An 18865-nucleotide genomic window follows, 5' to 3' on the forward strand; every position below is an offset into this window, starting at 1 on the left:
TAATACCCATTATCGGGTTCAGAATACATTTGAGGAAAGATTTTGAAACATTTTGATGTTAGCTACGTATTTATTTACATGTGGAATGCCCAGTTAGGATGAATTTGCGGCAGAGGAGAGGAGGAACAGGGGATGGAGACAATTTATTGGGGGTGTCTGATCGGAGGAGCAATATTTGCGGTTGTCAGTCTTGTGCTGGGTGACTTGATTGACGGCTTGCTGGACGGAGCCTTCGAAATGCCAGGTCTTGATTTTTTCAAACCCGTTGTGCTAGCTGGTTCCATTACAACCTTCGGTGGGGCAGGCATTATGCTGACACGTTATAGTTCATTAAGTGCGATGTCGGGTCTAATATTATCCCTGCTTATAGGTATTGCTGCAGCCATGCTGGTATTCTTCGCATATATCAAACCGATGCGTAACAGCGATGTCTCGATTGCATTTTCAATGAAAGAGTTATCTGGAAAAATTGGGGAAATTACCATTCCGGTGCCGGAAAAAGGTTTTGGCGAAGTGATGATCCGCTTTGCATCCGGTAGTACGATTCAAACGGCATCCAGTTTTGAACACCTCCCCATTGCGGCGGGAGCCCGTGTTGTCGTGGTGGATGTTGTAGATGGTGTACTACGTGTGTCGGAATGGGATGAAAATGTACTTAAAGATTTATAAAGTACTCTTATCACCTAATTAGTTTAAGCACTCATCATGAATGAATAAGGGGAGAGATGTGGAATGGAAAATTTGAATTTGAATTGGGATGTTTTATTGATTCCCATAGTTGTAGTCGGAGTCATTCTAATTTTAGGTCTGGCTTTCTGGGCGAGATACAAAACGGTTGGACCGGATGAAGCGATGATCGTTACGGGATCATTTCTGGGTAGTAAAAATATCTCCGATGATGATTCTGGCCGAAAAATTAAGATTGTTCGTGGTGGCGGTGCATTTATCTTGCCGGTATTCCAGCAATCCGAGTTTATCTCCTTATTGTCCCACAAGCTGGATGTCTCCACACCTGAAGTGTACACGGAGCAAGGGGTTCCGGTTATTGCTGACGGTGTAGCTATTATCAAGGTTGGAGGCGCTGTAGAGGACGTTGCTACGGCAGCTGAGCAATTCATCGGTAAACCTGTAGAAGCGCTGAGAAGCGAAGCACAGGAGGTACTGGAGGGGCATTTGCGGGCCATCCTGGGTACAATGACGGTGGAAGAAGTATATCGGAACCGGGATCGATTTGCGCAAGAGGTTCAAGGCGTAGCAGCTAGAGATTTGAAGAAAATGGGACTGCAAATTGTTTCATTTACCATCAAGGATGTTCGTGACAAACAGGGTTACCTGGATGCTCTCGGTAAACCGAGAATTGCCGCAGTGAAGCGGGATGCCGAGATTGCTGAAGCGGAAGCGATGCGTGATGCACGTATTCAGAAGGCTAATGCGGAAGAACAGGGTCAAAAAGCAGAATTGCTGCGTGATACCAATATCGCCGAGGCAGCCAAAGAAAAGGAACTGAAAGTAGCCACGTTTAAGCGGGATCAGGATACAGCCAAAGCGGAAGCCGATCAGGCATACCATATCCATGAAGCGCGCGCGAGACAAACCGTGGTGGAAGAAGAAATGAAGGTTGAACTCGTTCGTAAAGAACGTGAGATCGATCTCCAAGAAAAAGAAATCGTCGTACGTGAGAAGCAATATGATGCTGAAGTGAAGAAAAAGGCAGAAGCGGATCGTTATGCGGTAGAGCAGGCTGCCGAAGCAGATAAAGCCAAAAGAATGCGTGAAGCCGATGCTGTACAGTATTCCATCGAAACACATGCCAAAGCAACAGCTGAACAGAAGCGACTTGAAGGTCAGGCCATGGCGGATGCAGAACTTGCCAAAGGTACAGCAGATGCAGAAGTTATTCGTTTGCGTGGTCTTGCAGAAGCAGAAGCGAAGGAAAAACTGGCCGAAGCGTTCCAGAAGTTTGGCGAAGCAGCTGTACTCGATATCATTGTCAAAATGCTGCCTGAACTGGCTGGTAAAATTGCAGAGCCAATTGCATCCATTGATAAACTGACGGTGGTAGATACAGGCAAAGGTGAAGGTGCAGCGCGAGTGAGTAACTATGTTACTGAACTTATGGCGACCGCTCCAGAGATGCTCAAAAGTGTATCCGGCATTGATGTAGAGCAGCTAATTAAAGGCCTTACGAAGTCTAAAACACCTGCGCCAGTTGCCATTCAACAGAGCGAGGCTGTTACAACTCCTTCTATAATCGACAAGATTGTGGAAAGAGCTGGAGTTGACGAGTAAGAAGCACTTCGAATCTTGCATGGTTGCTCTATTGACCTTAAGACGAATTTTTGTTACTTTTTAAGCGAGACGTCCGGCGCGGTTTGCCCGCTCCGGGTGTCTTTTCGTTCGTAACAGGGTGTGACTTAATCACACCTAAGATGGTGTGAAAAAGAGGTGCAAACAATGAGCAGCCTGCATGTAGATAAAGCGCTAAATAATAATGTAATCATTGCACAGCATCCTGAACACGGGGAAGTCGTTGTTATTGGTAAAGGCATTGGCTTTAACCGAAAACCGAGTGATCACATTCCATTGATGGCTGTGGAGAAAATGTTCATTTTGAAAAACCAGCAGGAGCAAGAGCAGTACAAACAACTTCTTCCACAGGTGGATGAAGCACTGATCGAGATTATTAACGAAGTTATTACGTATATTGCAGAGCGTACGGACGTTCCTCTGAATGAACATATCCATATTGCATTAACCGATCACATTTCTTTCGCGTTAAAACGCAAGGAGCAGGGCATTATCATACAAAATCCATTTTTATATGAAACCCGCGAGATTTATCCTGAAGAATATCGAATGGGAGAATACGCTGTTCGTCTGATCAAAGAGAAAATGGGTGTAGATCTGGGGATGGACGAGATTGGTTTTGTTGCCCTCCATATCTATAGTGCAATGACCAATCAAAATATATCCCAGGTACGTGAACATTCACAATTGATCACTGATTTGGTGAACCTGGTGTCTGATCAACTTGATTATTCGTTTGAAACGGAATCGCTTGATTACTCTCGTTTGCTGACTCATCTTCGTTTCGCCCTTGAGCGTGTTCGCCGTGGAGACAAAGTGGAAGAGCTTCATAAGTTAGATTCCCTGCTTAAGTTGGAGTATCCCGAAATGTACTCGCTTGCATGGAAACTGACCAAAGTAATGGAGAAAAGACTGAAACTGCCGGTTTATCCTGCGGAGGTAGGTTATCTTACCATTCATCTGCAAAGGCTGAATCAGCGGAAGGAAGAAGAGAATAAGTGAGATCATTCCAGTGATGGAATGCGGAATTTATTTTTTTGGTGTAAAGGCTTGCAATAGATTAGAACTGGTGCTACAATGGTTTCCGTAATCAAGCAACTGAATAAACATAAGCGACGTGTTACTGACTCGATCAGGCATGAGTTAATTAAAGTGTGATTGTTCTTTCCTTGTACAGGGTATGCTATACCCCAAGGTTGGCACAGTTTACTTTATTAATTCATGCCTTTTTTTGTGTTCCCTTGCTTGCATCACAACATATAAATTAGACGAAAGGGAGAAACGACGCGATGTTTAAAAAGCTTTTTGGTGTATTGCAAAGAGTAGGTAAAGCTCTCATGCTGCCTGTAGCCATTCTACCTGCGGCAGGTTTGCTGCTCGGAATTGGTAACATGCTGGTTAATCCAGATTTCTTGCAATATGTAACGGCGCTCGACACCCCTTGGGTGAACTCGATCGCAACAATTATGATGAACGCAGGTCAGATCGTATTCGATAATCTGGCATTGCTGTTCGCCGTCGGTGTAGCCGTCGGATTGGCCGGTGGCGAAGGGGTTGCAGGTCTCGCAGCGATCATCGGTTATCTGGTCATGAACGTCACACTGGGTAGCGCAGTAGGGGTTACTCCGGCCATGATCGGTGAAGTACCGGGTTATGCCAGCATCTTGGGTATCCCAACATTAAGTACAGGCGTGTTCGGAGGTATAATCATAGGTATTGCCGCCGCGCTATGTTACAATCGGTTTTTCAAAATCGAACTGCCGTCTTACCTCGGTTTCTTTGCAGGTAAACGATTTGTACCGATTATCACATCGGTAGTATCCCTTGTAATCGGGTTGCTTCTTGTGATTATCTGGCCTCCGATTCAAAATGGACTGAATTCCATATCTCACTTCATGGTAGATACAAGTCCGACCTTGTCGGCGTTCATCTTTGGAGTTGTGGAACGTTCATTAATTCCGTTCGGTTTGCATCACATTTTCTACTCCCCATTCTGGTTTGAGTTTGGTGAGTATGTGAATAAAGCCGGAGATGTTATTCGTGGGGATCAGAAGATTTTCTTCAGCCAGTTACGTGATGGCGTTGCTCTCACAGCAGGAACATTCCAAGTTGGTAAATTCCCGTTCATGATGTTCGGTTTGCCAGCGGCCGCACTTGCGATGTACCATGAAGCAAGACCGGAACACAAAAAGTATGTTGCAGGTATCATGGGTTCAGCTGCGCTGACCTCGTTCCTGACAGGTATCACAGAACCACTTGAATTCTCGTTCCTGTTTGTAGCACCAATCCTGTTTGCAGTACACTGTATCTTTGCAGGTTTGTCTTTCATGACCATGCAAATTCTGGGTGTAAAGATCGGTATGACCTTCTCCGGTGGGTTCATTGACTTCCTGATCTTCGGGATTATTCCGAACCGTACACCTTGGTGGGACGTGATTATTGTCGGATTGATTCTTGCGGTGATCTATTACTTCGGTTTCCGGCTTATCATTCGCAAATTCAATCTCAAAACACCTGGACGAGAGGATGCAACGCCTGAAACCGAATCTGGCGGAGGCTCTGGTTCAACGGATGACCTGCCACATAACATTCTCGAAGCTTTTGGTGGCAAGGAAAATATCAAACATCTGGACGCTTGTATTACTCGTTTGCGGATTGAAGTTAATGAGAAATCCAATGTGAAAAAAGATCGTTTGAAACAATTGGGTGCATCTGGTGTACTTGAAGTGGGTAATAATGTTCAAGCCATCTTCGGTACACGTTCCGACACGATCAAATCTCAAATGCAGGATATTATTGCAGGAAGAACACCAGCACCAACGCCAGCAGCTGCCAAACCAACTCCTGAAGAGGAGAAGGCACAAGGTGAGCAAGGCGAGCGCATCGTTGCTGAGGATATCGTCATGCCAGTCAATGGTGAATTGCTGGACATTACAAACGTACCTGATCCGGTCTTTGCTGAAAAAATGACAGGTGACGGGTTCGCAATTTTGCCACATGATGGTACGATAACTTCTCCTGTGTATGGTAAAGTGTTTAATGTATTTCCAAGCAAACATGCCGTGGGCATCATGTCCGATGGTGGCAAGGAAGTGCTTGTTCATATAGGTGTTAATACGGTGAAGCTGAAAGGTCAAGGCTTTAACGTACTGGTACAGGAAGGTGATCTGGTATCGGCAGGTCAGCCGATTATGGAAGTGGATCTGGAGTATGTCAAAGCAAACGCTCCTTCGATCATTTCACCAGTTATTTTCACCAACCTGCCAGAGGGCTCCACAGTAACTCTGAAGAAGAGTGGAGTGCTGAAAGTTGGCGAACAGCCAATCATTGAGATAAAATAAGAAGTGTTACGACGATGGCAAGCAAGTGTAAATATATGCAATGCCTAAACCAAACTACTGAAAGTGAGATGATTGTAATGCAACAAACATTCAGAATTACAGACGAAGATGGTATCCACGCACGTCCGGCGACAGCCCTGGTTAATACAGCAAACAAATTCAAAGGTGCAGAATCCTTTGCAGAAGCTAACGGTAAAAAAGTAACTTTGAAATCCATCCTGGGTGTTCTTTCCCTCGGATTGGAACAAGGCGACACCATCAGCATCATCGTTGAAGGCGAAGGCGAAGCTGAAGCTCTTCAAGCTTTGACTGACGTTATGGTTAACGAAGGGTTGGGCGAAATTAATGCTTAATGTCTCCGGGATCGCGGCTTCGGCGGGTATTGCTATCGCCAAGGCGTTTATCTTGGAGCATCCTGACTACTCTGTAGAAAAACGCCAAATCAACGACGTTGACGCAGAGATCGCGAAACTCGACTCAGCTCTGGGTAAATCCCAGGCTGAGCTTGAGGCGATCAAAGAGCGTACTTTACAAGAGCTTGGCGAGAAAAAAGCTGAGATTTTTGCTTCGCATTTGCTCATTCTGAATGACCCGGAACTGATTGATCCGGTTAAAGCTAGAATTGCAGATGACATGATCAATGCAGAATTTGCTTTGAACGAAACGGCATCGCAATTTATCTCCATGTTCGAGAACATGAAGAGTGCATACCTGCAGGAACGTGCAGCAGATATGCGTGACGTTACCAAACGTGTGCTAAATCACTTGCTTGGTATCGACTTCATGAGTCCGGCTGAGATCAATGAAGAAGTGATTGTGCTTGCGGAGGATCTAACACCTTCCGACACGGCTCAATTGAACCGCCAATTTGTTAAAGGTTTTGCAACTAACATTGGTGGACGTACTTCTCACTCGGCTATTATGGCTCGCTCTCTTGAAATTCCGGCTGTTGTTGGAACCAAGGACATCTTGGCTCAAGCGAAACAAGGCGATATGATCATTGTTGACGGTCTGGATGGTCACGTACTGGTTAACCCTACTGATGAAGTTATTGCTGAATACCGTGCCAAACAGGAACAGTATGATGCACAACGTGCAGAGTGGAGAAAACTTCGTGATGAGCCAACGGTAACGGTGGACAACGTTCATGTTGAACTTGCAGCCAACATTGGTACACCAAATGATGTAACGGGTGTTCTGGAGAATGGCGGCGAGGCTGTAGGCCTGTACCGTACCGAGTTCCTGTACATGGGCAGAGACAAGCTTCCTTCTGAAGACATTCAGTATAATGCTTACAAAGCGGTACTGGAAAAAATGGAAGGCAAACCTGTCGTTGTTCGTACACTCGACATCGGTGGAGACAAAGAGCTTCCATACCTGGATCTGCCAAAAGAAATGAATCCATTCCTCGGCTTCCGCGCAGTTCGTCTGTGTCTGGACCGTTTGGATATCTTCCGTACACAATTGCGTGCATTGCTGCGTGCAAGCGTACATGGAAACCTGCGTGTCATGTTCCCAATGATCGCAACACTCGGTGAATTCCGTGAAGCAAAAGCTGTCTTGTTCGAAGAGAAAGAGAAGCTGGTTGCTGAAGGTATTGCTGTTTCTGACAGCATTCAACTCGGAATCATGGTCGAAATTCCTTCAACTGCAGTTCTGGCGGATCAGTTTGCCAAAGAAGTGGATTTCTTCAGTATCGGAACCAACGATCTGATTCAATACACAATGGCTGCTGACCGTATGAACGAAAGAGTAGCGTATCTGTACCAACCTTACAACCCAGCCATTTTGCGTTTGGTTAAAATGGTTATCGATGCAGCGCATCGTGAAGGCAAATGGGTTGGCATGTGTGGTGAGATGGCAGGAGACGAAACAGCAATTCCATTGCTGCTTGGTCTTGGATTGGATGAGTTCAGCATGAGCGCAACCTCCATCCTGCCAGCTCGTAGTCAGATCACCAAGCTGTCCCGTGCGGATATGCAGGAACTGGCTGCTAAAGCTCTGGATATGCAAACGGCTGAACAAGTCGTTGAATTGGTTCAAAGCATTAAAGCGTAATTTTGCCGGGGTTTCCTCCGGATTTGAGGTTTTTCTTTTTCCGATAATGAGCTGCATTGATGCAGCGATTTTGCCGGTATCCGCGATTCATTGTGGATATCGGCTTTTTTTGTTATAAACAGGACAATGTGATTCGGACACTGGTATACATCGGAGCATAACTTGCCTGCGTTTGAGACACCCTCTAGCAGGAGGATGGTGAGCTGTAAGAGTGGCATAAGTAGACCGGGAAGGCAACATAAAAAGCTCTTGCTGATTGGAACATCAGCAAGAGCTTTTTGTGTTAACAATGATTTGATTAACTGCAAGCGCAGTTCAATACAGGTTTGCGGGCAGCGGTGGTCTCATCAAGACGAGTGACCGGTGTTCCGTAAGGTGCGTTGAGTACCAATTCTGGTTTCTCTTCCGCTTCTTTGGCAATCCGTATCATCGTATCAATGAATCCATCCAACGTTTCTTTACTTTCGGTTTCGGTCGGCTCGATCATGATGCATTCCTCCACGTTGAGCGGGAAGTACACGGTAGGCGGGTGATATCCAAAATCAAGCAATCGTTTGGCAACATCCAGTGTGCGCACACCATATTGCTTCAAACCCCGACCAGACATGACAAATTCATGTTTGCATACACCCGGATACGGAATTTCGTAGTAAGGTGCAAGACGGGCCATCATATAGTTGGCATTCAGTACCGCACATTCAGAGACACGGCGTAACCCTTCCGGTCCATAGGTGCGAATATAAGCATAGGCGCGTACCAAAATACCGAAGTTGCCGTAGTACGCTTTGACCCGGCCAATGGATTGATCTCCTTCACGGTCCAGTGAATATACACCATCAGCATTCTTGATCACCATCGGTTTAGGCAGGAACGGGATCAAGCGGCTCTTCACACCGACTGGTCCGGCACCAGGTCCACCACCGCCATGAGGCGTGCTCATCGTTTTGTGCAAGTTCAGGTGCACCACGTCAAAGCCCATATCACCCGGACGGGTAATGCCCATAATGGCATTGGAGTTTGCGCCATCGTAGTATAACAAGCCACCAGCCTGATGTACGATGGATGCAATCTCCTGAATGTCTTTCTCGAACAAACCAAGTGTATTCGGGTTTGTCAGCATCAATGCTGCCGTATCCGAACCGACTGCTGCACGGAGTGCATCCAGATCGACCAGTCCGTCTGCTCGGGATGGAATCGTCACAGTTTCAAATCCTGCAACGGTTGCACTTGCCGGGTTGGTACCATGCGAAGAATCGGGCACGATGACTTTGGTACGTTGTTCGCCACGACCTTCGTGGTAGGCACGAATCATCATAAGTCCAGTCCATTCTCCATGGGCACCCGCAGCTGGTTGCAGAGTCACAGCATCCATACCTGTCAAACCTGCAAGGTCGTTTTGCAACGTATATAACAGTTCAAGTGCACCTTGAATGCTGGATTCGTGCTGGTACGGATGGATTTTGGCGAATCCATTGTAACGGGCAACATCCTCATTGATCTTCGGATTGTATTTCATTGTACAAGAGCCCAGTGGATAAAATCCGTTATCTACCCCGAAGTTGCGGCGGGACAGAGCGGTATAGTGTCGAATAACATCTACCTCAAACACTTCCGGCAGTGCTGCTGCTTCCGAACGGAGCATTTCCCGGGGAATCAACGTATCGGCAGCCTGACGAGGAACGTCACATTCTGGCAAGGAATAAGCGACACGTCCAGGGCTGCTGAGTTCAAAAATCAATGATTGTTCCGGAGCAGGAGATAAGGTCTGTGCACTAAATGTTGTATCCGTCTCAGGTTGAACCGAAGTGGAGACAGAGGTACCCGTTTCCGATTGTCCTTGTAGCGATGTTGTCGTTGTCGTCGTCGTTTCCTGAGTCACAGCGATCCCTCCAATGCTCGTGCGAATTCGTCAATCTCTTCCTTAGTGCGCCGTTCGGTAACAGCAATCAGCATATGTCCGGTAAGCTCCGGATAATCACGTCCGAGTTCGTAGCCACCAATAAAGCCTGCATCCAGCAGTTTCAACTGAAGAGCATCCACGTCTGTTCCTTCAGGAAGATTAATCACGAATTCATTAAATGTTGGTGCATTAAAAGTAAGGCTAACTCCAGGAATCGCAGTTAATGTATTCAGGGTGTAATGACTCTTTTGCAAATTCAGATCCGCGACATCGATCATGCCCTGTTTACCCATGATGGACATGTACACAGATGCGCTGAGTGCAAGCAAAGCCTGGTTGGAACAGATGTTGGATGTCGCCTTTTCGCGGCGGATGTGCTGTTCACGTGCTTGCAGTGTGAGTACAAAACCACGCTTGCCGTTGCGATCGGTGGTCTGGCCTACAATTCGGCCAGGAATTCGGCGCATATGAGGCTGGGATACGGCGAAATATCCGCATGTCGGGCCGCCGAGTGAAGCGGCGATGCCGAGGGGCTGCGCATCACCTACAACGATGTCGGCACCCAGCTTGCCTGGGGCTTCCAGCAGACCCAGCGATAGCGGGTTGGCACTTACAACGAGCAGGCCCTTGTGCGCATGCACGAGGTCGGCAGCCTGTTTTACATTTTCTACAGCACCAAAGAAGTTCGGACTCTGGATCATGACAGCAGCGGTATCGTCCGATATGGCGGCTTGCAGGGCATCCCAATCAGTGACGCCATCCTTATAACCAATCTCGACAATCTCCAGACTTAATCCGTGCGCATATGCCTGCAATACCTGACGGGCTTCCGGATGAACGGTACGGGATACGATGAGCTGTTTGCGACGAGTTGCCGCTGCGGCCAGATTACCTGCTTCTGCAAAGGCAGTTGCGCCGTCATACATACTGGCATTGGCTACAGCCATACCGGTTAATTCACAGATGTAGGATTGAAATTCGAAAATGGCCTGTAGTTCACCTTGGCTGATCTCAGGCTGATAAGGTGTGTAGGCAGTGTAAAACTCGGAACGGGAAATGACATGATTGATGACGGAAGGAACATGATGATCATATATGCCAGCGCCGAGGAAGCTGGCGTGTGTTTCGAAATTGGCGTTAGCGCCGGCTTGTTTGGACATATGACGTGTCAGCGCATATTCATCAAGTTTGGAGGATACGGGCAGCTCGCCCTGATAACGAATCTCCTGCGGAATGTCCTGAAACAGTTCCTCCAGCGTATCCACACCGATGGTTGCGAGCATGGCGCTCTGATCTTGCTCAGTCATGGGAATGTAACGGTGCTTGCTCATGCTTGATCAGCTCCTTGAGTAGGTGTCTTCGACGTACGTGTCCGTTTATGAAAAGGGGTCTTCACGACCTCGGCTTTTAGTTTCTTGCCGCGGATCTCAATCTCAAGCGGGGTTCCCAGCGCAGCGTATTTACTGTCGATGAGAGCAAGCCCCAGATTACGCTTCAATGTAGGTGATTGCGTGCCTGTTGTTACTTCACCAATCTGTACGCCTTCGGCGTAAATCGGATAGTGGGGGCGGGGAATACCACGCTCCAGCACTTCGATGCCGACCAGTTTGCGGGCAGGCCCGTCAGTTTTTTGCTGTAACAAGGCTTCGTATCCGATAAAAGGTCCGGCATTCAGCTTCACAAACATGCCAACGCCAGCTTCGAGCGGAGAGATGGTTGCCGACAATTCCTGTCCATACAGGGGGAGCCTTGCTTCAAAGCGCAGTGTATCCCGGGCACCAAGTCCGGTTGGTACGAGTCCGTGACCTTCTCCGGCTTGCATTAATCCATTCCACACCGCAGCAGCATGGTCCGCAGGTACATATAGTTCAAAGCCGTCCTCACCGGTATAACCTGTACGGGACAACAGTAATTTAACGCCGCATACCTCTGCCTGCTGTACAAAACGGAAAGGCTCAATCGAGGATACATCCGTATCTGTAACTTTCCCGATAATATCTACAGCCAGTGGACCTTGCAAGGCGAGCAGCGCCGTCTGCTCAGAATCGTTAGTCATGCTTACGCCAGGGATCAAGTGCTCTTGCAGCCACGCCCAATCCTTGTCGATGTTGGAGGCATTAACAACGAGCATGTAATGCTGATCTTCCAGCTTATACACGAGCAGATCATCTACCACACCGCCATCTGGATAACACATCAGGGTGTACTGGGCTTGACCCGGAACGAGCGTGGTCACATCATTGGTCGTCATTTGTTGCAAAAAAACTTCAGCCTGCTCACCCTGTACGGTGAATTCACCCATATGGGATACATCAAATAGTCCAGCACGCTCACGCACCGCTTCATGTTCTTTCTGGATTCCGCTAAATTGCACTGGAAGCTCCCAGCCTCCAAAATCAATGCACCGTACGCCTTCGTATTGCTGATACAGTGGGAAGAGTGGTGTTCTAAGCAAATCGGACATCAAATCACCTCGTCATGGGCCGTCAACCGGCCGGATATACAATCGTGGATCAATGAACCAGGGTATTTTTACATTTTTCAGCAGAGATTTTTCGTAGATAAGTATGTTAAGGCAGCTATGACAGCGCCGTTCTACATCCTGTTTTTCGTTTTTTGGGAAAAAGGAAAAGGACAGGCCAAAGAATCGGCATGCCAAGTAGCACGCTGTATTCTAAGGCTCTGTCCCTTGTACCTGAGAGTTACCCCGCTGCGTTGTGCAGCAGGTTTCCCCTTGGGTGATCATAACGCCCGCACAGGGCGAATAGATGCTCTCCAGAGTTGCGTCCCGTAAAAGTCCTTTTGCCTGAGAGATTCACCCCCGCTTATCGGTGGTTTACTCCTTCGGCGTTACCTCATGTACATCCCGAATCGGGTGTCACGGGTAATCTCTCCCTTTACATTCATCCGCGGGTATAACATAGTCCAATAAACACATTTACTCCTCTCATTAAAACGTGAATCCACTACCGATGTCAAGAACGATGTCATAGATTATAATTAAAAACCGAATATTTAATTTGGTTTCAATGTTATTGTTCGTGTATTTAAAAAGACTGCGCTTACTATTCTAATATTCACCAGTATATGAAGAAAGAGTGTAATCGGGTTACAGGATTTAGAGGTGATCAATAAATAAATTGTGAGGTATCTTGACATTTGAATCAAAAATATCATACGCTATGTTCTGGGAAAAAGGTTAAGGTCAAAGAACGCATGCACTCATTTAATGAAAAGCGAGGCGGATATCGATGAGCGAATTGAAAAGTGATTTCCTGTACAGTGAAGAGCACGAATGGGTGCAAACCGTAGGGGAGGATACTGTACGTATTGGCATTACCGAGTTCGCGCAGCATCAGCTGGGTGACATTGTGTTTGTGGAATTGCCTGACCTTGAAACCAATGTAAAAGCAGAGGACAGCATTGGAACGATTGAATCGGTCAAAACGGTTTCCGACTTGTTCTCTCCCGTCACAGGTTCAATTATTGCAGTCAATGATTCGTTGCAGGACTCCCCTGAACTTGTGAACAGCTCTCCTTACGAGGAAGGTTGGATGATTGAGATTCGTGTTGAGGGAGATCTGACAGCAGCATTGTCTACATTGATGAATGCAGACGCGTATCGTAAACATACGGAAGAATAGTATCAACGAACTTGTACTTATTAACATATATTTTATAAGCGAATGAAATGAGTTTCATATTGTTTCGACCTGTGTGAGCCGGATGCTTGCACAGGTTTTTTGTGCTTTCCAAGAATGGTTTTGAATGTAGATTTGAGCAGATTGTGGATGTAAATCATCTGATTGGACCAAGCTATAGGTTAGAAAATGACTCTGGAAATGATAAAAGTCATAGGCAAGAAAAACCTTGTGTACCAATGGGTTCAGCCATTATGCATCGATTAAAACGATTACATAACCTAATGTTGTCATCATTGTTCATGACGAAAGTACGCTTTCATTTCATTGAACAGGAGAGCATTCTCGCTTAGGATTACAGCAGGGGAGAAATGATACCCCTTTCATAAATCATAATCACTTGATCCAAGGAGGATAATACAATGAGTAATTTGGACCAATCGTCCAATTCCAAAGGTGGGCTACGGGTAGGTGTGCAGCGTTTTGGCCGTTTCCTGAGTGGTATGGTCATGCCGAATATGGGAGCGTTCATCGCCTGGGGATTAATTACGGCCATGTTCATTCCAACAGGCTGGTTCCCTAACGAGACACTGGCACAGCTAGTCGATCCGATGATCAAATATTTGCTGCCACTGTTAATCGGTTACACCGGGGGTACGATGGTGCATGGTCAGCGTGGTGGTGTCGTGGGTGCCATTATGACCATTGGGGTCATCGTGGGTAGTGATATCCCGATGTTTCTAGGTGCCATGATTGCCGGACCACTGGCAGCATGGATCATCAAAAAGTTTGATAAATCGATCGAAGGTAAAGTTAGAGCCGGATTTGAAATGCTGGTTAACAACTTCTCAGCCGGTATTATTGGCGGGATCTTGGGGATTTTTGCGCTACTGGGCATCGGGCCTGCTGTAGAAGCAATTAGCAAAGTATTATCTGCCGGGGTACAAGGCTTAATGAATCTTGGTTTGCTGCCGCTGGTCAACCTAATCATTGAACCAGGTAAAGTATTGTTCCTGAACAATGCAATCAACCACGGGATTCTAACACCAATTGCAACAGATCAAGCGAGAGAATTAGGGCAATCCGTATTATACATGCTTGAATCGAACCCGGGTCCGGGACTTGGTATCTTGCTTGCTTACTGTTTCTTCGGACGTGGAATGGCCAAATCTTCTGCACCAGGTGCCGTTATCATTCATTTCTTCGGGGGAATTCATGAGATCTACTTCCCTTACATTTTGATGAGACCAATTCTGATTCTTGCCGCAATTGCGGGTGGCGTCGCAGGTACATTAACATTTATGCTCACCGGAGCAGGACTTGTTTCAGCACCATCACCGGGTAGTATTATCGCGTATTTCCTCTTAACACCAAAAGGTGGATACCTGCCAATGCTTGCAGGGGTGCTTGTAGCAGCCGTCGTTTCCTTCCTGGTAGCAGCAGTGTTGCTGAAAACGGGTAAACAAAAGGACGAAGATCTGGAGTCCGCATCCAGTCGGATGAAAGACATGAAGAGTCAAGGAACCGTGCCAAACGCTGGCATTACGGCTAATCATCGTGAAGCAGACAGAGCCGCAGATATGGCTTCTTCTACAGTCAAAACAGACGTGAAGAAAATTGTCTTCTCCTGTGATGCAGGGATGGGGTCGAGTGCCATGGGTGCTTCCATTCTACGCAAGAAGATGAAGGCAGAGGGGATTGACGTTACGGTGACCAATACGGCTATCAGTGATATCCCGCCGGATGCAGATGTGGTCATCACACAACAAATATTAACCGATCGTGCCCGCTCCGTTGCGCCGAACGCAGAACATATATCCATCGACAACTTCCTAAAAAGCCCGGAATACGATGCGCTCGTTGAACGTCTAAAGTAATTGCACGCATTTGTTTTCCCTGAGCCGGAGGCTGAGATATGAGTATTACCAAAAGACAACGTGAAATCGTGGAGTTTCTGCTGGAGCATCCACATGAAGTCACTGCCGGCGAAATCGCCGTTGAAGTAAAGGTCAGTACCCGAACAGTTCACCGGGAGCTGCAAATGATTGAACAATGGCTTGAACCTTTGGGCATGAGGCTGGAAAAAAAATCAGGAACCGGTATCCGAATCGATGCCGGTTCCGATGATCTGGCTGTATTGCGCCAGCAACTAGAGGGTAAAGAATATGTAGAGTTTACGCCGGAAGAGCGTAAGCTCTTCATGCTTTGCATCCTGCTGGATGAACCGGAGCCTGTAAAGTTACTCGCCTTGGCTTCGGATCTGAAAGTGACCGTATCCACCGTAACCACTGATCTGGACGATCTGGAGTCACGAATTCGTCAGGCGGGACTGAAGCTGGTTCGCAGACGTGGATATGGCGTCAAGATTAACGGAAGTGAGACGATTCATCGCACAGCCATAGCTGCACTTGCTCTCGAATTTCTGGATGAGTCCGACCTATTCGGAAGACAGCCAGAACAGGGAGGATCCATCGTAAACCAAAAACTGTTGGATATGATTGGGCACGGTGATGTGCTTACGGTCGAGAATGCGTTATGGCAACCAGATATCGAATGGCTGGAGAACATCCCGGAACGGCAATACATGAAGCTGCTGATTCAATTATCCGTAGCGGTTGTACGTATTCGTAAAGGCTTTGGCATTGGCCGTATGTCTCCACGAGAGAACACGGGAGATGCAGTTGCAGAGCAGGATGAGATGAAGGTTCCACCTTATATGGCTTCCCGCTTGTGTGGTGTGTTATCCACCCAGCTGGGGCTGACATTCTCCCAAGATGAGCAAGCTTATTTTCACAGACTATTAGTTGAGACAGAGCAGCGGATTCACTCTTCGAGGCTGTTGCCAATAGACGACTTGATTTTACTGGACAGGGTACATTCACTGATTGATCAGATGCAGGCGAGGACGCATTACGCCTTTCATGAGGATCGTTTGCTTCGTGAAGGTCTGCTTGGTCATATGCAACCTGTAATGGAGCGAATTGAAGGACAACAGATGATTCGTAATCCGCTTTTGCAGCAGATTCGCAAGGATTATGATTCCCTCTTTGAAGATGTCAAAAAATCTGTGGGGCAAGCTTGGCCAGGCACAGACGTTCCGGATGAGGAGATTGGTTTCCTGGTTATGCACTTTGGAGCTTCCATCGAGAGGTTACGTGCATTGAAACGGGAGATCAGGGCGATCATCGTGTGTACAAGCGGAATCGGATCATCACGCATGCTTTCCAGCCGATTATCCAAGGAGATTCCCGAGATTCGGATTATGGATAGCGTGTCCTGGTACGAGGCTGCCCGGATACCTACAGATCAATATGATCTTGTCTTATCTACTGTTGATCTGCCGATGGATGAGCATCAGTATTACAAAGTGAGTCCACTGCTTACGGCAGAAGAGAGCGAACGTCTGCGTCATTTTATCCGAACAACAACGTTACAACGACAGCATAATAAGCCCCGTGAAGCAGAGGTTCAGACGACAAGTCGTTACTCTGACCCTGATGGAATGGAAGCTATTTTAGTTGAAATCGTCCGAATTATTGGCAAGTTTCAGGTGTACCCGCTGGATAATCAGGACATCGGGTTCTATAAAACGGTGTATGCGATGTGCAACGTACTCCATGGATCTGGTGTGCTGAAGGAACCGGGGGAGATCGCAAAACGGTTGGAGGCACGTGAAGCAGTGGGGAGTCAGAAGATTCCCGGTACAAGACTTGCGCTGTTTCATACACGCAGTGAGGGAATTTATAGGCCGTCCATTAGCTTGTTTCAACTCACTGAGCCACTTCTTCGTACGCCGGATGATCCGGCAGGAGTTACCCATGTCCTCTTGATGCTTGGTCCCAGAGAATTATCCAAGGAAAGCCTGGAGGTTCTCAGTGAGATCAGTGCCCTGTTATTGCAGGAAGAAATGATTACATTGCTGGAAAAGGGAATCAGGGATGAACTCATCCATTACCTGTCCCAAGAACTTGTTGGATTTTATCGCAGTAAAACCGAAATTGGAGGTCAACCATTATGAGTATGTTAACAACAGATAAAGTCATCATGAACGCGACGGCTCAGGACAAATACGAAGCGATTCGTATGGCAGGGCAGATTCTGAAGGATGCGGGACATATTACCGCTGATTACATTGAAAAGATGATTGAACGGGAAGAGATTGTCTCGACCTATGTAGGGAACGGCCTGGCTATTCCGCACGGTACGAAGGAATCCAAAGCTTTCATTTTATCCACAGGTATCTCTGTCATCCAGTATCCACAGGGTGTTGATTTTGGCGAAGAAAAGGCTTATATGGTCATTGGTATCGCGGCTCAAGGCGGGGAACATATGGAGATCCTGACTAGCATCGCGGTGATCTGTGCTGAAGATGAGAATATGGAGGCCTTGCGTCTGGCGAAAACAGCCGAAGAAGTTATCGCTATTCTGGAAAGTGAAATGGAGCTATGAAGGCCCTACACTTTGGCGCAGGTAACATTGGTCGCGGGTTTATCGGCTTGATTCTGTCCCGTGCGGGCTATGAGGTGGTTTTCTCCGACGTGAATCAGAACTTGGTAACAGCTCTCCAGCAACGGGGGCAGTATACGGTGGAACTGGCTAACGAGAGCAAGGATCAGGAGACCGTCACAGGCGTAAATGCAATTGATGGGACCCAGCTGGAGACGGTTGCCCAAACCGTTGTGGAAGCTGATCTGATTACAACCGCAGTGGGTGTGGGTGTGCTGAAACATATTGCACCAGGTATTGCAAAGGGACTTGAGAAAAGACTGAATTCAGGTCCTGTTCAAAACCCACTTCACATTATTGCTTGTGAGAACGCCATTGGAGCCAGTACACAGTTGAAAGAACATGTATATGCTCTGCTCAATGAAGAAGTGCGTTCCCTTGCAGATCAGTACGTTTATTTTCCAGATTCAGCCGTAGACCGGATAGTGCCTATTCAGCATCATGAAGACCCGTTGCATGTACAGGTGGAGCCTTTTTACGAGTGGGTGGTGGATCGTTCCCAGATGGCTCCTGCATTCAAACCGGTTGAGGGTATCGTATATGTCGATGATCTGGAGCCGTATATCGAACGGAAGCTGTTCACTGTTAATACAGGACACTGCGTTGCAGCTTATATAGGTAATGTGCACGGGTATGACACGATTCAGAAGGCTATTGCCGACGAGAAGGTGAAATCGATTGTATACGGTGCTTTGCAGGAAACCGGAAAAGTTCTGGTGAAGCGTTTTGCATTCAACCCGGAAGAACATGAGCAGTATATTGTCAAAATATTGGGACGGTTTGTCAACCCGTATCTCACCGATGAGGTTACTCGAGTTGGTCGTTCCCCGCTGCGCAAGTTGTCTCCAAATGATCGTCTGGTTCGCCCGGCCCTTCAGGCATATGCGGATGGAACTGATACGACTTATCTGGCTATGGGTATGGCAGCAGCCTGCAAGTTCGATGTCTCCGATGATCCGGAAGCAGTTGAACTGCAGAACATGATCCGCCAGAAGGGGATTACAGCTGCGCTCCACCAATATACGTCCATGGATGAGCATCATCCGGTGCTTGAACAGGCTGTTGCCCAGTATAACCAAATGTAAGAACAGTGGCAGCCAGCTAACAGTATA

Annotated in this window: 14 protein-coding genes and 2 riboswitches; of the genes, 11 read left to right on the plus strand and 3 right to left on the minus strand. The window is 47.3% G+C overall.

Going from position 1 to position 18865, the window contains the following annotated elements; translation table 11 throughout:
- Window positions 1-132: 132 nt before the first annotated feature.
- The 6 genes from MHI14_RS06945 (at window position 133) to ptsP (ending at window position 7706) form a co-directional block, all read left to right on the plus strand.
- Window positions 133-669 (plus strand): hypothetical protein, encoded by a 537-nt coding sequence (locus MHI14_RS06945; protein WP_017686844.1) that lies wholly within the window; start codon window positions 133-135, stop codon window positions 667-669.
- A gap of 63 nt (window positions 670-732) precedes the next feature.
- A complete protein-coding gene (locus MHI14_RS06950) occupies window positions 733-2289 on the plus strand; it encodes a flotillin family protein (protein ID WP_289390194.1) in 1557 nt (518 codons plus the stop codon).
- Between the two features lie 165 nt (window positions 2290-2454).
- Complete coding sequence (glcT, locus tag MHI14_RS06955) at window positions 2455-3309, plus strand: glucose PTS transporter transcription antiterminator GlcT (protein WP_047844046.1); 855 nt, start codon at window positions 2455-2457, stop codon at window positions 3307-3309.
- A 287-nt stretch (window positions 3310-3596) separates the two neighbouring features.
- Window positions 3597-5648 carry a glucose-specific PTS transporter subunit IIBC gene (gene ptsG, locus MHI14_RS06960; protein ID WP_249911907.1) on the plus strand — a complete coding sequence of 684 codons (2052 nt, stop codon included), beginning with the start codon at window positions 3597-3599 and terminating at the stop codon, window positions 5646-5648.
- 77 nt (window positions 5649-5725) lie between these two features.
- On the plus strand, window positions 5726-6001 hold the full coding sequence (locus MHI14_RS06965; protein ID WP_036617010.1) for an HPr family phosphocarrier protein: 276 nt from the start codon (window positions 5726-5728) through the stop codon (window positions 5999-6001).
- Window positions 5994-7706: a phosphoenolpyruvate--protein phosphotransferase gene (gene ptsP, locus MHI14_RS06970; protein ID WP_341130056.1), complete on the plus strand. Its 1713-nt coding sequence runs from the start codon at window positions 5994-5996 to the stop codon at window positions 7704-7706. Before MHI14_RS06965 ends, ptsP begins: the two co-directional genes overlap by 8 nt.
- 298 nt (window positions 7707-8004) lie before the next feature.
- Here ptsP and gcvPB read toward each other — a convergent pair whose 3' ends face one another.
- The 3 genes from gcvPB to gcvT form a co-directional block, all read right to left on the minus strand.
- On the minus strand, window positions 8005-9444 hold the full coding sequence (gcvPB, locus tag MHI14_RS06975; protein ID WP_341131681.1) for an aminomethyl-transferring glycine dehydrogenase subunit GcvPB: 1440 nt from the start codon (window positions 9442-9444) through the stop codon (window positions 8005-8007).
- 137 nt (window positions 9445-9581) lie between these two features.
- Window positions 9582-10937 carry an aminomethyl-transferring glycine dehydrogenase subunit GcvPA gene (gene gcvPA / locus MHI14_RS06980; RefSeq protein WP_341130057.1) on the minus strand — a complete coding sequence of 452 codons (1356 nt, stop codon included), beginning with the start codon at window positions 10935-10937 and terminating at the stop codon, window positions 9582-9584.
- Window positions 10934-12070 carry a glycine cleavage system aminomethyltransferase GcvT gene (gene gcvT / locus MHI14_RS06985; protein WP_091027713.1) on the minus strand — a complete coding sequence of 379 codons (1137 nt, stop codon included), beginning with the start codon at window positions 12068-12070 and terminating at the stop codon, window positions 10934-10936. The genes gcvPA and gcvT overlap by 4 nt, the downstream gene beginning before the upstream one ends.
- Window positions 12071-12286: 216 nt before the next feature.
- Window positions 12287-12387: riboswitch (glycine riboswitch) on the minus strand.
- Between the two features lie 3 nt (window positions 12388-12390).
- Window positions 12391-12513, minus strand: a riboswitch (glycine riboswitch).
- 344 nt (window positions 12514-12857) lie between these two features.
- Here gcvT and gcvH point away from each other — a divergent pair.
- The 5 genes from gcvH (at window position 12858) to MHI14_RS07010 (ending at window position 18838) form a co-directional block, all read left to right on the plus strand.
- A complete protein-coding gene (gcvH, locus tag MHI14_RS06990; protein WP_047844042.1) occupies window positions 12858-13250 on the plus strand; it encodes a glycine cleavage system protein GcvH in 393 nt (130 codons plus the stop codon).
- 419 nt (window positions 13251-13669) lie between these two features.
- The gene (locus MHI14_RS06995; protein WP_091027715.1) at window positions 13670-15124 is read left to right on the plus strand and encodes a PTS mannitol transporter subunit IICB; all 1455 of its coding nucleotides are present in this window, start codon (window positions 13670-13672) and stop codon (window positions 15122-15124) included.
- Between the two features lie 38 nt (window positions 15125-15162).
- Window positions 15163-17265 carry a BglG family transcription antiterminator gene (locus tag MHI14_RS07000; protein ID WP_341130058.1) on the plus strand — a complete coding sequence of 701 codons (2103 nt, stop codon included), beginning with the start codon at window positions 15163-15165 and terminating at the stop codon, window positions 17263-17265.
- Entirely contained in the window at window positions 17262-17696 is a 435-nt protein-coding gene (locus MHI14_RS07005; protein ID WP_017686856.1) for a PTS sugar transporter subunit IIA, read from the plus strand. Before MHI14_RS07000 ends, MHI14_RS07005 begins: the two co-directional genes overlap by 4 nt.
- Window positions 17693-18838, plus strand: a complete 1146-nt coding sequence (locus MHI14_RS07010; protein WP_341130059.1) for a mannitol-1-phosphate 5-dehydrogenase — start codon at window positions 17693-17695, stop codon at window positions 18836-18838. Before MHI14_RS07005 ends, MHI14_RS07010 begins: the two co-directional genes overlap by 4 nt.
- Window positions 18839-18865: the final 27 nt, after the last annotated feature.

It is taken from the genome of Paenibacillus sp. FSL K6-2393, assembly GCF_038002545.1.
Lineage (GTDB): Bacteria > Bacillota > Bacilli > Paenibacillales > Paenibacillaceae > Paenibacillus.

Excerpts from the sequence above, each read along its gene's own strand:
- MHI14_RS06945 (WP_017686844.1), top strand. The coding sequence starts at position 133 with ATGGAGACAATTTATTGGGGGTGTCTGATCGGAGGAGCAATATTTGCG.
- MHI14_RS06950 (WP_289390194.1), top strand. The coding sequence starts at position 733 with ATGGAAAATTTGAATTTGAATTGGGATGTTTTATTGATTCCCATAGTT.
- glcT (WP_047844046.1), top strand. The coding sequence starts at position 2,455 with ATGAGCAGCCTGCATGTAGATAAAGCGCTAAATAATAATGTAATCATT.
- ptsG (WP_249911907.1), top strand. The coding sequence starts at position 3,597 with ATGTTTAAAAAGCTTTTTGGTGTATTGCAAAGAGTAGGTAAAGCTCTC.
- MHI14_RS06965 (WP_036617010.1), top strand. The coding sequence starts at position 5,726 with ATGCAACAAACATTCAGAATTACAGACGAAGATGGTATCCACGCACGT.
- ptsP (WP_341130056.1), top strand. The coding sequence starts at position 5,994 with ATGCTTAATGTCTCCGGGATCGCGGCTTCGGCGGGTATTGCTATCGCC.
- gcvPA (WP_341130057.1), bottom strand. The coding sequence starts at position 10,937 with ATGAGCAAGCACCGTTACATTCCCATGACTGAGCAAGATCAGAGCGCC.
- gcvT (WP_091027713.1), bottom strand. The coding sequence starts at position 12,070 with ATGTCCGATTTGCTTAGAACACCACTCTTCCCACTGTATCAGCAATAC.
- gcvH (WP_047844042.1), top strand. The coding sequence starts at position 12,858 with ATGAGCGAATTGAAAAGTGATTTCCTGTACAGTGAAGAGCACGAATGG.
- MHI14_RS06995 (WP_091027715.1), top strand. The coding sequence starts at position 13,670 with ATGAGTAATTTGGACCAATCGTCCAATTCCAAAGGTGGGCTACGGGTA.
- MHI14_RS07000 (WP_341130058.1), top strand. The coding sequence starts at position 15,163 with ATGAGTATTACCAAAAGACAACGTGAAATCGTGGAGTTTCTGCTGGAG.
- MHI14_RS07005 (WP_017686856.1), top strand. The coding sequence starts at position 17,262 with ATGAGTATGTTAACAACAGATAAAGTCATCATGAACGCGACGGCTCAG.
- MHI14_RS07010 (WP_341130059.1), top strand. The coding sequence starts at position 17,693 with ATGAAGGCCCTACACTTTGGCGCAGGTAACATTGGTCGCGGGTTTATC.